This is a genomic window from Rhodoferax sp. ZS1R25 (assembly GCF_056521335.1).
In genome coordinates this window covers 1541150-1555556 of the sequence record NZ_JBWMAZ010000001.1, presented here as the reverse complement: position 1 = coordinate 1555556, position 14407 = coordinate 1541150, and the positions used below count along the sequence as shown (strand labels likewise).

Below are 14407 nucleotides of genomic sequence, written 5' to 3'. Positions count from 1 at the left end.
ACAAACCGCGCGGGCCTGTAGGGGGGGAGCTAGTTATACGACGCCCTGGAACATCATCACGTCCACCAGGTCGCCCGCGGCTACGTGGCCCTGGGCGTGGTGCAGCACGATCAGGCCGCTGGCCTGCACCATGGAGCTGAGCACGCCCGAACCCTGGTTGCCGGTGGTGCGCACCTGCAATCGGCCGTCGGGCCCGGTGCTGACGATGCCGCGCTGGTATTCGGTGCGGCCGGCCTTCTTCCGCAACGGCTGCTCGCTATGCGCCTGCAAGAGCGGCAGGGGTTGAGGCCGCGCGCCCATCATCTGCAACAGCGCCGGGCGTATCAGCGTCAAGAACGTGACCATCACCGCCACCGGGTTGCCGGGCATGCCAAACAGCACCGTATCGCCAATGCGACCCACGGCAAACGGGCGGCCGGGGCGCATGGCGATGCGCCAGAAGGCCACATCGCCCAACTCGGCCATCATGCCCTTGGTGAAGTCGGCCTCACCCACGCTGACACCACCGCTGCTCAAAATCACATCGGCCTGCGCGGCGGCACTGCGAAACGCGGCCTCCAGCGCGGCGGGCTCGTCGCGGACTACGCCCAGCTCGATGACTTCGCAGCCCAGTCGGTCCAGCAGGCTGGTGACGGTGTAGCGGTTGCTGTCGTACACGGCGCCTTCGCGCAGCGGCTCGCCCACCGACAGCACCTCGTCGCCAGTGGAGAGATAGGCCACGCGCAGGCGACGCACCACGGGCAGGGTTTGCAGGCCCAAACTGGCCACCAGCCCAAGCGCAGCGGGCGCAAGCAGCTCCCCTTTTGGTAGCGCCACGCCGCCCTGCAGCAGATCTTCACCCCGCAGGCGGCGGTTGTCACCGGCTTTCAGAATGTCGGCGGGGATGTGCACCACATCGCCATCCTGGCGAGTGAACTCTTGCGGCACGACGGTGTCCAGGCCACTCGGCAAGATGGCACCGGTCATCACCTTCAGGCATTCGCCCGCGGCCACCGTGCCCACCCAGGCCTTGCCGGCCAAAGCGGTGCCGACCGTGCGCAGAGCAAGAGGCTGACCAGGCTGCAGCAGGGTGCCGTTGAACGCAAAACCGTCCATCGCCGAGTTATCGTGGGCGGGCACCGAGATCGGCGACACCACATCCTCTGCCAGCACCCGGCCTGTGCATTGGCGTAGCGGCAGGGTCTCCACGCCCTGTACCGGCACCACCAGGCGGGCGATGAAGGCATTGGCGTCCTCCATCTTCAGGGCCTGCGGGTCGTAGCCTTGCAGGGATCGGGCAATGTCATCCAAAGTCATGTGTTTTCCAGCAGACGCAGCTCGTCCAAGGTGTTGGCGTTGGCAAACGCGTGGGGGTCGTCGCCTGCCAGGTTGAACGGCACCTGCACCACGCGGTGCTGTGCGGTCCACGCATCGACCTTGCGGCCACCGCCTTCCAGAAATTCGGCCAGGCTGCCGAGCAGGTTGGCGCGCATCAGGCAAAACACGGGCTGGCTGCGCAAGCTGAGTTGGCCGTCGCGCCCGGCCTCGGGTGCCTGCACCACGGCGATGTCAGCCTGGGCCGCGTTCAGCGCGTCCAGCAGGCGTGAGGCCAAGTTCAAAGGGAACAGCGGGCTGTCGCAGGGCACGGTCAGCAGCAGCGGGCTGGCACACAGGTCGAGCCCGGCCTGAAAGCCCGCCAACGGGCCGGAGAAATCCTGCACGCGGTCGGCAAGCACGCGCACCCGGCCGGTACCCCACGCGGCTTCGCCCAGCGCCAGATAGTCATCGGGATTGCGGTTGGCATTGATCAGCACACTGTGCAGTGGCCCGCCCTGCTGGGCGGCCAGGCGTTGCAGCGCGTGCTGGGCCATGGGTCGGCCGTGAAAAGGCTGAAGGCCCTTGTCCACACCACCCATGCGCAGGCCACGCCCGCCCGCCAGCACCAGGGCGGTTGTGTCACTCAGCGTAAAGGCAGAGGTTGTCGAAGCTTCAGGGGTTGGCATTGGGGAAGAATAACTGCTCGCCGCCAATTTTGTAGCTGGCGATCACACCCTGCCCTGCGCTGGAGGTGACCCACTCGACAAACCTGGCCGCACCCGCCGCGTTTACATGGGGGTGTTTGGCGGGGTTGACTGGCAACACGCCGTACTGGTTGAACAGCTGCTTGTCGCCTTCCACCAGCACGGCCAGATCGGCGCGGTTGCGGAAGTTGAGCCAGGTGCCGCGGTCGGTCAGCACATAGGCACCCAGCGAGGCGGCCATGTTGAGCGCCGGGCCCATGCCGCAGCCGCATTCTTTGTAGTTGGCGAATTTGGGCGCGTCCATGCCCGCGAGCTTCCAGTAACGCAGCTCGGCCGCGTGCGTGCCGCTACGGTCACCTCGCGAAATAAAGCCTGCGGGCCCTGCTGCTGCTTTTTGGAAGGCCGACACGATGTCCTTGCCGCGCACACGGGCCGGGTCGTTGGAGGGACCCACCAGCACAAAGTCGTTGTACATGACGGGCAAGCGCTTGGTCGCAAAGCCGTCCTGCACCAGCTTTTCTTCGGCGGCCTGATCGTGCACAAACAGCACGTCCGCATCGCCGCGGCGGCCCATGTCGATGGCCTGGCCCGTGCCTACCGCCACCACTTTCACATCCAGTCCGGTGGCGGCCTTGAAGGCGGGCAGCAGGTGGGCGAACAGGCCCGACTGCTCGGTGGATGTGGTGGACGCCATGACCAGCGACTGCGCCGACACCATGCCAGACGCTGCAAAAACAATAGCAGCCAGCGCAATGCGCACGGGGGCTAGCGGCTTATTTTTCTTAAAATTTCTCATGAAATAGCTTCTCCCTTCACAAAATGGGCCGCCGCGGCTGATTGGGCCTGCAAGCGCTCTTGGTCAAAAAATTCTGCCACCGGCAGGTCGGCCAGCACGCGGCCCTGCTCTAGGTACAAGACCCGTGTGGCCAGGCGCTTGACCTGGCCGAGGTTGTGGCTGGCAAACACGGTCGTGCCGCCGTAGGCTTGCACGGTGGCCTCCACCAGGCGTTTGGAATGCGGGTCCAGGCTGGCGGTGGGCTCGTCCAGCAGCAGCACCTCGGGCTCCAGCGCCAGCGCGCGTGCCAAAGCCACACGCTGGGTTTGCCCGACCGACAGCTGGCGGCCGCTGCGCCGGGCCACGCTCTGCAGGCCCGCGTGGGCCAAGGCCTGCAGCGCCACTTGGCGGGCCGCACGCCAGCCCCTGCCCTGCAACCACAAGACCAGCGCCAGGTTGTTCTGTACCGACAGGCGCAGCAACACCGGGCGCTGGAACAGCATGGCCTGTTTCAAATCTGCCGGGCGCTGCGCCGTGCCCGCGCTCGGCGCCAGTAAGCCATGCAACACGCGCAATAAGGTGGACTTGCCACTGCCATTGGCGCCGACCAGGGCCACGCGTTCACCCGCCGCAATGCGCAGCGACACACCGTCCAACGCCGCGGGTGCGCCCCGCGTGGAGGCCAGCACCACTTGCACGCCGTCAAGTTGGTAGAGCAACGCCATGTCAGAGCGCTCCTGGCGAACGCGTCGCCACTGGCGCGGCATGGGCGGCACCCATCCACACCCGCAAGCCGGCAATCAGCATTTGCAACACCAGCACCACGGCCAGCAGCACCAGCCCCAGGCCCATGGCCAATGGCAGATCGCCCTTGCTGGTTTCCAGTGCAATGGCGGTGGTCATGACGCGGGTAAAACCGTCGATATTGCCGCCCACCAGCATCACCGCGCCCACCTCGGCGATGGCGCGGCCAAACGCGGCCAGCGCCACGGTGAGCAAGGCGCTGCGCTCATCCCAGGCCAGCAGCAGGCCGGTCAGGCGTGGCCCGGCGCCCAGCGAGCGCAGTTGCTCGCCATGCGCCGTGTGGGCGTCTTCCACCACCTGGCGCACCAGGGCCACCACAATGGGCAGCACCAGCACGGTCTGCGCCAGCAGCATGGCCTTGAACGAATACAACCAGCCCAGGTAACCCAGCGGCCCGGAGCGCGACAGCAGCAGGTAGACCACCAGCCCCACCACCACGGACGGCAACGACAACAGGGTGTTGAGCACCGCCAGCAGCACCGTGCGCCCGGCAAAGCGGCCCACCGCCAACCACGCGCCCAGCACACACCCGATGACGAACGCAATGGCCGTGGCGCTGGCGCTGAGCGTGAGCGAGCGCAACACAATGGACAGCAGCATGGGGTCTGCCGAGACCACCAGCTGCCACGCAGCGTGCGCGCTATCCCCCAGAGAACTCAAATGGATGCCTCAACGGCTTCGGGTGCGGCCACGGTGTCGAGCTGCAAACGCTGCGGTGCGCTGAAGCACAAAAAGCGTTTGTTCAACGCCCGGCCAATGGCACACAGGCCCAGGCTCTGCGCCACGGCGTGGCCCATCTGCGTCATGCCGCTGCGCGAGATGACCACCGCAATGCCCATCTGCGCGGCCTTCATGACCATCTCGCTGGTCAGGCGGCCGGTGGTGTAGAACACCAGCCCTTCGGTGACCAATGGCGTGGGGCCAATGGCCTGCAGCGCCATCCAGCCCGCAATGGCGTCGATGGCGTTGTGCCGCCCCACATCTTCGACAAACAAAAGCCGCTCTTCGCCGCGGAACAGTGCGCAGCCGTGCACCGAACCCGCCGACTTGTAGGTACTGTCCTGCAAACGGATGGTGTTGACGATGGCGTGGATCTGCGAGCGGGTCACCGTGGTGGCAGGTAACTGCACGCCTTCGATATGCTCCATGACCTCACCAAACAGGCTGCCCTGGCCGCAGCCTGTGGTGACCACGCGCTTGGCGGTCTTCTGGGCGATATCGACAATGCCGGTACGGGTCTTCACCGCGGCGGCGCCCACCTCCCAGTCCACCGTGATCGATTCCACCGCGCTAGCATCGGGCACCAGGCGCTGGTTCAGCAGATAGCCCAGCACCAGCCACTCGGGCCGCTCGCCCAGCGTCATCAGCGTGACCAGCTCGCGCTTGTCCACATAGACGGTCAAGGGCCGCTCGGCCGGAATGTCCAACGCCTGTTGCTCGCCATGCTCGTTGGTCACCGCGATGCGGTGCGTCAGCGGCGCACGGGCTTGGGTGAGCAAGGGCATGGAGTGGGGCAAGGCGCGGGACATGGTGGTCACAGCTTACTGCGTTGGTGCCGGTGCTGGTGCCGGATTGGCACCATAGCCACTGACTGCGGCAGGCACGCCGCCGCGGCGTATGGCCACAGCGCAATACTTGAACTCGGGGATCTTGCCAAACGGGTCCAGCGCGGCATTGGTCATCAGGTTGGCGGCTGCCTCGTAATAGGCGAACGGAATGAACACCGCCCCCTTGGGCGTGCCGTCGTCCCGCCGCACGTGGATGGCGACCCGCCCGCGGCGCGACTCCACCGTGATCACATCGCCCGGTTGCAGACCCAGGGATTGCAGATCGTCACCACACATCGAAGCGGTCGCCATGGGTTCAATGGCGTCCAGCACGGTGGCGCGGCGCGTCATGCTGCCGGTGTGCCAATGCTCCAGCTGGCGGCCCGTGATCAGCACAAACGGAAACTCCGCATCGGGCCGCTCATTGGCGGGGATGATGTCGGCAGGCACCAGGTGCACACGACCGTCGTCGGTGGCAAAGCTGTCGATGAACACGGTGGGCGATCCAGGATCGTCCGCACTCAGGCAAGGGTAGGTCACGCTGGACTCGCGCTGCAGCCGCTCCCAGGTGATGCCGGAGATGGCGGCGTGCATCGCCTGGCGCATCTCTTCATAGACTTCGGCCACGCCATCGCTTTCACCGGCGTAATTCCAATTCAATCCCATGCGTTTGGCTATTTGTTGAATGATCCACAGGTCGGGCTTGGCCTGGCCGGGTGGGTCAATCGCCTTCTTGCCCAGCTGCACCATGCGGTCGGTGTTGCTGACCGTGCCATCCTTCTCGGGCCAGGCGGTGGCGGGCAGCACCACATCGGCCAACCAGGCGGTCTCGGTCATGAAGATGTCTTGCACCACCAAGTGCTTCATCGACGCCAGCGCGTGGCGTGCATGGTTCAGGTCGGGGTCGCTCATCGCAGGGTTCTCACCCATGATGTACATGCCGTGCACCTTGTGCGGGTCACTGTCGTCCACCAGCGCCTTGTGCATGATTTCGACCACGGTGTAGCCGGGCTGGTTGTCCAGCTTCATGCCCCAGAAGTCTTCAAACCAGTCGTGCGCAGCCTTGTTGGTCACGCGCTGGTAGTTGGGGTACATCATGGGTATCAGACCCGCATCGGATGCACCCTGCACATTGTTCTGGCCGCGCAACGGGTGCAGGCCGGAGCCGGGCTTGCCGATCTGGCCGGTCACGGTCACCAGTGCGATCAGGCAGCGCGCGTTGTCGGTGCCGTGCACATGCTGGCTCACGCCCATGCCCCACAGAATCATCGCGCCCTTGGCCTTGGCGAACTCCCGCGCCACTTCGCGAATCGTTTGCGCGGGGATACCACAGATGGGCTCCATGGCCTCCGGGCTGTAGCCCTTGACGTTTTCCTTCAACGCCTCGTAGTTGCTGGCACGTTTGGCAATGAAATCCTGGTCGGCCAGGCCCTCTTCGATCACAACATGGATCAGGGCGTTGAGCATGGCCACATCGGTGTCGGCCTTGAACTGCAGCGTGCGCCAGGCGTGTTTGCCAATGTCGGTGATGCGCGGGTCGGCCAGTACGATCTTGGCGCCCTTTTTGGCTGCGTTCTTCATCCAGGTGGCGGCCACCGGGTGGTTGGACGTGGGGTTGGAGCCGATCACAAAGATCAGGTCCGAATGCTCCACGTCGTTGACCTGGTTGCTGACCGCGCCCGAGCCCACGCCTTCGAGCAAGGCCGCCACGCTGGAAGCGTGGCACAGGCGGGTGCAGTGGTCCACGTTGTTGGAGCCAAAGCCGGTGCGCACCAGCTTCTGGAACAGGTAGGCCTCTTCGTTGCTGCCCTTGGCCGAGCCAAAGCCGGCCAGGGCCTTCTTGCCATAGGTGTCGCGCAGGTTTTGCAGGCCGCCTGCCGAGAAGGCCAAGGCTTCCTCCCACGTCGCTTCGCGGAACACATCGGACCAGTCAGCCGTGTCACGGTTCATGTGGTTCAGTGCCTCAGGGTTTTTGGGCACGCCGGCCTTGCGGATCAGCGGCACGGTCAGGCGCTGGGGGCTGTGCGCATAGTCAAAACCAAAGCGTCCTTTCACACAGAGGCGGCTGTGGTTGGCCGGGCCATCGCGCCCGTCCACGCTGACGATGACGTTGTCCTTGACGTTGTAGGTCAGCAGGCAGCCCACGCCACAGAACGGGCAGACCGAGTCCACCTTTTTGTCGACGATTTGTGAGCCCACTTGGGTCTTCGGGCTAAGCGCGCCGGTGGGGCAGGCTTGCACACATTCGCCGCAGGCCACACAGGTGCTGTCGCCCATGGGGTCGTTCAGGTCAAACACGATTTCGCTGTGGCTGCCGCGCAGCGCGTAACCAATCACGTCGTTGACCTGCTCTTCGCGGCAGGCACGCACGCAGCGGTTGCACTGGATGCAAGCATCCAGATTCACGGCCATGGCCGGGTGCGAAATGTCAGCTTTCGGTTGCGCGCGGCGTAGCGTCTTCAATTCGGGGCGCACTTGCACCTCCATGCGCGCGGCCCAGTCGCTCAGCTCACCGTGCTGCTGCGATTCGTCTTTCTCATTCCACTTGTAGCCGGTGTCGGGCATGTCGGAGAGCAGCATCTCCAGCACCATCTTTTGGCTCTTGATGGCGCGCTCGCTGGTGGCCTGGACTTCCATGCCGGCGGTGACATTGCGGCAGCAGCTGGGGGCCAATGTGCGTTCGCCCTTGATCTCGACCACGCAGGCGCGGCAGTTGCCGTCGGCGCGCAGGCCGTCTTTGTAGCAAAGGTGGGGAATGCAGACGCCGCTGCGTTCGGCGGCTTTCAGAATGGATTCGCCGTCGAAGGCTTCGACCGGCTTTCCATCGAGCAGAAACGTGATCACTGCTGGCGTCACTTCAACATGTTTGGCAGGTGCGTTCATTTATGCAATCTCCTGCGGAAAGTATTTCTGCACGCAGCGCACCGGGTTGGGCGCTGCCTGGCCCAGGCCACAGATGGAGGCGTCAGTCATCACGATGTTCAAGTCTTCCAGCGTCGTGTTGTCCCACACCGGGGCTTCCATCAGCTTGGCGGCCTTGGCCGTGCCGACGCGGCAGGGCGTGCACTGGCCGCAGCTTTCATGGGCAAAAAACCGCATCATGTTCAGCGCGGCATCGCGGGCCTTGTCATGCTGGCCCAGCACGATGACGGCGGCTGAGCCGATGAAGCCACCGTGCGGCTGCAACGTGTCAAAGTCCAGCGGCACATTCGCATGGCTGGCCGGAAAGATACCGCCCGATGCACCACCGGGCAGGTAGGCGTACAGCGTGTGGCCATCTTGCATGCCACCACAGTATTCGTCCACCAATTCGGTCAGCGTGATGCCCGCGGGTGCGAGCTTGACGCCAGGGAACTTGACGCGGCCACTGACGCTGAAGCTGCGCAGGCCCTTGCGCCCGTTGCGCCCAAAGCCGCTGAACCAGTCCGGGCCTTTTTCCACAATATCGCGGACCCAGTAGAGGGTCTCAAAGTTGTGCTCCAGCGTGGGCCGGCCAAACAAACCGACCTGGGCGATATAGGGTGGGCGCATGCGTGGCTCGCCGCGCTTGCCTTCAATGCTCTCGATCATCGCGGACTCTTCGCCGCAGATGTAGGCACCGGCACCGCGGCGCAGCTCAATGGTCGGCAGCGGGCATGGCGGGTTGGCCTGCAGCTTAGCCAGTTCGGCCTCCAGAATGGCACGGCAGCCGTGGTATTCATCGCGCAGGTAGATGTAGCAGGTCTCAATGCCCACCACCTGGGCGGCGATCAGCAGGCCCTCCAGGAAGCGGTGCGGGTCGCGCTCCAGGTAGGTCCGGTCTTTGAAGGTGCCAGGTTCGCCCTCGTCGATGTTCACCGCCATCAGTTTGGGGGCCGGCTGGTCGCGCACGATGCGCCACTTGCGCCCTGCCGGAAAACCGGCACCGCCCAGGCCACGCAGGCCCGAGTTTTCCATGGCATGGATGACGCTCTCGACATCGTGCTCGCCATTGACCAGGGCCGCTGCCAAGGCGTAGCCCCCATGCGCGCGGTAGGTGTCGTACCCCGCGTAGTCGGGCGCCACCTGCACGGCGTGCGCAGGGGGCGACACCGGTTTTTCCGAAAATTCGTGCGCTATAAATTTTGTAGCTGCTTGCGCAGCGGGGTGTTGGGCTGCAGCCGCATTGACCAATGCAACAACCGCCTCTGCCGTAGCCATGGGCACCGGGTTTTGGTGCACCACGGCCACCGGGGCCTGCTCGCAGCGGCCCAGGCAGGGCGCGGGAATCACACGCACATCGGCAGAACCCAGCAACTTAGGCAGGCGCGCCAGCAAATCCTGGGCGCCTGCCATTTCGCAACTCAGTCCATCACAGACCCGCACGGTCAGCTGCGGCACGGTCGCATCGCCCCGCACCACCTCGAAGTGGTGGTAGAAGGTGGCGACCTCGTAGACCTCGGCCATGGGGATGTTCATCTCCTTGGCCAGGGCCACCAGGTGCCGGTCGTGCAGGCAGCGGTAGGAGTCGTTGAGCTTGTGCAGGTGTTCGATCAACAGGTCACGCCGATGCGGCCCCTTCCCCACCAGTGCCCGCACCTCGGCCAACGCGTCATCGTCGGCCTGCCGACCTTTGAGTTTGCTTTTGCGGCGGATGCGGTCGCGCATATCGTCCACCGTGGCGAGTGCCACGACGGGAACATGCGGTGCGAGTACGGGTGCAGTCATGGCGATCCTGTGGAATCTAACAATTTAAGCAAAGAACTTGGCGACGCTTTGCAGGGTGCGGTACACGCCCCAGGCCAGTGGCAAGCCCACAGCCAGCCAGGCAAAGACCACCACGCCCAGGGGAATGGAATCGTTGCGCCCGCTGCTGGTGCCCACGGCCGACGCGGCGGCGCGCTCATGCGCCAGGCGCTTTTCCTCGGCCAACTCGGCGTCGGTCATGAACCACTTATTGTCCAACGGACGTACCAGCAGGTTGCAGACCAGGCCAATCACCAGCATGCCGACGAGGATGTACATGGTCTGGTTGTAAACCTGCTCGCGCGGAATGCCCAGGCCCAGCTGGTATTCGCGCATGTAGTTCACCACCACCGGACCCAATACACCGGCCGTGGCCCAGGCGGTCAACAGGCGGCCGTGGATCGCGCCCACCATCTGCGTGCCAAAGATGTCGGCCAGGTAGGCCGGCACCGTGGCAAAGCCGCCGCCGTACATGCTCAGGATCACGCAGAAGGCACCCACAAACAGCACGATGCTGCCGGCTGCGGCGCTACCGGGCACGCTGAAGTACATCAGGCCACCGAGCACAAAGAACACGAGGTAGGTGATCTTGCGGCCCAGCTTGTCCGACAGGCTGGCCCAGAAGAAGCGCCCACCGATGTTGAACAGCGACAGCAGCGCGGTAAAGCCCGCGGCCACCGTGGCAATGGCGGCCAGCTGGGTTTTGTCCAGCTCGCCGAACTTGGCGGGCACGCCAATCAGGCTGCCACCAAACACCTCTTGCAGCATGGGCGAGGCCATGCCGATCACGCCAATGCCGGCACTCACGTTCATGCACAGCACCATCCAGATCAGCCAGAACTGGGGAATGCCCCAGACCTTTTTCACATGCACATGCTTCTGCGTGATCATGGCGTTGTTCACCTGCGCGGGCGGAGGCGTCCAACCCGCGGGCTTCCAGCCAGTTTCAGGCACACGATAGCCAAAGGCACCGGCCATCATGAACACAAAGTACACCAGCGCCATCACCACAAAGGTCTGCATCACACCCACGCTGGTGGGGCTGGCAAAGTACTTCATCAGGTCAGCCGCCAGCGGCGAACCGATCATCGCGCCGCCGCCAAAGCCCATGATGGCCATGCCGGTGGCCATGCCGCGGCGGTCGGGGAACCACTTGATCAGCGTGGACACGGGCGAGATGTAGCCCAGCCCCAGGCCAATGCCCCCGATGACGCCCGAGCCCAGAATCATCATCCAAAACTGGTGCAGGTAAATGCCCAGCGCCGAGATCAGCATGCCGCCACACCAGCAGATGGCCGCCACCACACCGGCTTTGCGCGGGCCCACGCGCTCCAGCCAGCCGCCCCAGATGGCGGCGCTGGATCCGAGGATCACGAAGAACATGGTGTACATCCAGCCCAGCGTGGAGATTTGCCAGTCGCAGCTGGTGGTGAAGAGTTGCAGGAAGAAGCCAACGTCAGGGCCGCACTTGATGGCCTCCTTCAGGCCCAGGGCCTTGGACAGCGGCAACCAGAACACCGAAAAGCCATAGGCCATGCCGATGCACAGGTGAATGGCCAGAGCGGCCGGTGGTACCAACCAACGATTGAACCCAGGTCCGGCAATGATCCGTTCCTTGTCGAGTAGTCCTGACATGTGTGTCTCCGTTCTTATGGGTGAGTTTTTAGGGCATGCTCGCAACGCCATGCCGGGGCGCAGTGTCGCCGCTCCCCCCAAACGAATCCAATTGATTCGCCACATGAGCGCATTCAAAAACTAAATGCGGCGGCGCAATATGGCAAATGACCTGCGGCACTCGCCGCACAGCCCCCCGTCACGCCTTCGTCACGCCACCATCAAACCGCTGTGGGTGGCCGCGTGGCGCAGCCAGTAGCCGTCCTGGGTCAAGGCCAGCGCAGCCTCCATGGCGCGGGAGGCACGCGCCTGCGCATGGCGCATGAATCCGATGGGCGTGCGCACCTGCGGACTCACCAGCGGCAGGGCTTCCAGCTCGCGGTAGCCACGCACGGCAGCCACCAATGCACCGGGCATCACGCTGCACACCTGGCCCGCCACCACGCTGAGCGCCATGGTGAGGATGGAGTTCGTCTCGATGATCGCAGTCACCGCGCAGCCCACGCTGGCAAAGGCGGTGTTGACGATGGTGCGGTTGTGCATCTCAGGCGTCAGCAGGCACAGGGGTTGCTGCGCTGCGCTTTGCCAGGTAATGGGCTCGCCTATTTGCAGCTCGTGCGGGTGGGGTTGGGCCGCACGGCGCAGCAAGAAATAGTGCTCGATGTACTGCGGCAGCGCCAGCAGCTTGGCCCCGCCCAGGCCCATGCGGTCGGTGTAGCCCAGCCCCAGGTCGATCGACAGGTTGTCCAGCCGGGTCTCCAGCTCTGAGGAACTGAGCGACAGCACCACCGGCATGATCGCCGGGTGCCGCGCCTGTAGCATGGCCGCAAAGCGCGCCGCAATTGGCACCGCCGTGGGCACCGCCCCGATGACGAGGCCACCGGCCGGGCTGTCTACCGTGCTCTTGAGGGACTGCTGCAGCACCTGCTGCTCATGCAGCATGCGTTGCCCTGCGGCCAAGACCTGCTCGCCCTCAGGCGTGAGCCCGGCAAAGGTGCGCCCCCGGCGCACGATGACCACGTTGAATTCTTCCTCCAGCGCGCGCAGGGCGTTCGACAGCGCGGGCTGTGTGATGTGGCAGGCCTCGGCCGCACGCGCGAAATGGCGATGCTCGTTGAGCGCCACCAGGTATTTCATGGAAGCCAGCAAATTCATGTCACTACGTCCAACGGTTGACTGTGCAACGATTATGCGGGGCGCCCTGCTATTCTTGCCGACCATGACGCACGCCGCTGCCCTGACCACCCTGCTCCAGCGCTATTCGCTGGGCGTACGGCACTTGGCCGAGCCCGGCCCCGACGCCGCACAGCTACAGCAGATGGTGGCCGCCGCCCTACGCGCACCCGACCATGCGGAGCTGGTGCCGTTCCGGCTGGTGGTGGTGCAAGGGGACGCGCGGCAGCGCCTGGCCGAGCTGTTTGCCACCCATGCCCAGAACAAAGGCAAGGATGCCGAGGGCGTGGCGATTGAGCGTGAACGCGCGCTGCGGGCGCCGGTCACCGTGGCGGTGCTGGCGCGCATTGACTTGGGCCACCCCGTGGTGCCCGCGCACGAGCAGTGGATGTGTGTGGGCGGCGCGGTCACCAACTTTTTGAACGCGGCGCACGCCATGGGCTACGCCGGCAAGATGCTCAGCGGCGACAAGGCCCGCGCGCCACACCTGATCCAGGCCTTCTGCGAACCCGGCGAAACCCTGGTGGGCTGGGTGGTGCTGGGCACCCCCACCCGCGAACCCCGCAGCGACGGCCGCAAGGACAGCACCCAGGCGCTACGCTTTTGGTAGCTGCCTGCGCAATGAATACGCGGGCTAGCGGCCTGTTTCTCTTAAAAATCAGCTGTTCTTGCTGATCGTGATGGTAGGGAATTTGCTGGAGAAGTCCTTGGCCTGGGCCGCGATCTTCACCGCCACCTGCCGCGCCATGGATTTGTAGAGGGTAGACACATCGCCATCGGGGTCGGCCACCACGGTGGGGCGGCCGCTGTCGGCCTGTTCTCGGATGTGCAGGGCCAGGGGCAAGGCGCCCAGGTAGTCCATGCCATAGCCCTCGGCCATCTTCTTGCCGCCATCCACACCAAAGATGTGTTCCACGTGGCCGCAGTTGGTGCACACGTGCACCGCCATGTTTTCCACAATGCCCAAAATCGGCACGCCCACCTTCTCGAACATCTTGATGCCCTTCTTGGCGTCCAGCAGCGCAATGTCCTGCGGTGTGGTCACCACCACGGCGCCCGTCATGGGCACACGTTGGCTCAGCGTCAGCTGGATGTCACCGGTGCCCGGCGGCATGTCGACGATGAGGTAATCCAGGTCTTTCCAGTTGGTCTGGCGCAGCAGCTGCTCCAGCGCCTGGGTGGCCATGGGGCCGCGCCAGATCATGGCCTCGTCCTGCGCCACCAGAAAGCCGATGGACATGACCTGCACGCCGTGGTTGCGCATGGGCTCCATGGTCTTGCCGTCGTCGGACTCGGGGCGGCCTTCGATGCCCATCATCATGGGCTGGCTGGGGCCGTAGATATCAGCGTCCAGCAGGCCCACGGTGGCGCCCTCGGCGGCCAGGGCCAGGGCCAGGTTGGCCGCGGTGGTGCTCTTGCCCACGCCGCCCTTGCCCGAGGCCACGGCCACAATGTTCTTCACACCGGGCAGCAACTGCACGCCGCGCTGCACGGCATGGGGAATCACCTTGGTGCTGGGCGTGATCTGCACGCTGGTGACGCCGGGCACGGTCTTGGCGGCGGCGCTCAGCGCCTCCACCATGGCGGGCCACTGGCTCTTGGCGGGGTAGGCCAGTTCCAGATCCAAACGCACATCGCCGCCCTGCACGGTGAGGTTCTTGAGGGCGCGGGCGCTGGCAAAGGTTTGCTGGGTGTTGGGGTCGATGACGCCCTGCAGGGCGTCGTTGATAGCGGGTACGGTCACGGACATGAAAACTCCTGAATCCCCGGAGTCTATCGAACTGCTAGGG

12 protein-coding genes are annotated in these 14407 nt (G+C 64.8%); 1 reads left to right on the top strand and 11 read right to left on the bottom strand.

The features are described 5' to 3' along the window. Positions 1-33: 33 nt before the first annotated feature. The 10 genes from moeA to AC097R_RS07385 form a co-directional block, all read right to left on the bottom strand. Entirely contained in the window at positions 34-1296 is a 1263-nt protein-coding gene (gene moeA, locus AC097R_RS07430) for a molybdopterin molybdotransferase MoeA (RefSeq protein WP_479597222.1), read from the bottom strand. After that, the gene (mobA, locus tag AC097R_RS07425; protein ID WP_479597219.1) at positions 1293-1982 is read right to left on the bottom strand and encodes a molybdenum cofactor guanylyltransferase MobA; all 690 of its coding nucleotides are present in this window, start codon (positions 1980-1982) and stop codon (positions 1293-1295) included. Before mobA ends, moeA begins: the two co-directional genes overlap by 4 nt. Next, positions 1969-2796, bottom strand: a complete 828-nt coding sequence (locus tag AC097R_RS07420; RefSeq protein WP_479597216.1) for an ABC transporter substrate-binding protein — start codon at positions 2794-2796, stop codon at positions 1969-1971. The genes mobA and AC097R_RS07420 overlap by 14 nt, the downstream gene beginning before the upstream one ends. Continuing rightward, positions 2793-3500 carry an ATP-binding cassette domain-containing protein gene (locus tag AC097R_RS07415; RefSeq protein ID WP_479597214.1) on the bottom strand — a complete coding sequence of 236 codons (708 nt, stop codon included), beginning with the start codon at positions 3498-3500 and terminating at the stop codon, positions 2793-2795. The genes AC097R_RS07420 and AC097R_RS07415 overlap by 4 nt, the downstream gene beginning before the upstream one ends. A 1-nt stretch (position 3501) precedes the next feature. Further along, positions 3502-4239 carry an ABC transporter permease gene (locus AC097R_RS07410; protein WP_479597212.1) on the bottom strand — a complete coding sequence of 246 codons (738 nt, stop codon included), beginning with the start codon at positions 4237-4239 and terminating at the stop codon, positions 3502-3504. Then, complete coding sequence (locus AC097R_RS07405; RefSeq protein ID WP_479597209.1) at positions 4236-5108, bottom strand: formate dehydrogenase accessory sulfurtransferase FdhD; 873 nt, start codon at positions 5106-5108, stop codon at positions 4236-4238. The genes AC097R_RS07410 and AC097R_RS07405 overlap by 4 nt, the downstream gene beginning before the upstream one ends. Before the next feature lie 12 nt (positions 5109-5120). Further along, positions 5121-8009 (bottom strand): formate dehydrogenase subunit alpha, encoded by a 2889-nt coding sequence (gene fdhF, locus AC097R_RS07400; protein WP_479597207.1) that lies wholly within the window; start codon positions 8007-8009, stop codon positions 5121-5123. Beyond that, positions 8010-9812: an NAD(P)H-dependent oxidoreductase subunit E gene (locus tag AC097R_RS07395; protein WP_479597205.1), complete on the bottom strand. Its 1803-nt coding sequence runs from the start codon at positions 9810-9812 to the stop codon at positions 8010-8012. 24 nt (positions 9813-9836) lie between these two features. After that, entirely contained in the window at positions 9837-11465 is a 1629-nt protein-coding gene (locus AC097R_RS07390) for an OFA family MFS transporter (protein ID WP_479597202.1), read from the bottom strand. Positions 11466-11654: 189 nt separating this feature from the next. Beyond that, on the bottom strand, positions 11655-12599 hold the full coding sequence (locus AC097R_RS07385) for a LysR family transcriptional regulator (protein WP_479597200.1): 945 nt from the start codon (positions 12597-12599) through the stop codon (positions 11655-11657). A 64-nt stretch (positions 12600-12663) separates the two neighbouring features. Between AC097R_RS07385 and AC097R_RS07380 the strand changes: the two genes are divergently transcribed. Continuing rightward, positions 12664-13227, top strand: a complete 564-nt coding sequence (locus AC097R_RS07380) for a nitroreductase family protein (protein WP_479597198.1) — start codon at positions 12664-12666, stop codon at positions 13225-13227. Between the two features lie 48 nt (positions 13228-13275). Here AC097R_RS07380 and apbC read toward each other — a convergent pair whose 3' ends face one another. Continuing rightward, a complete protein-coding gene (gene apbC, locus AC097R_RS07375) occupies positions 13276-14367 on the bottom strand; it encodes an iron-sulfur cluster carrier protein ApbC (protein WP_479597196.1) in 1092 nt (363 codons plus the stop codon). Positions 14368-14407: the final 40 nt, after the last annotated feature.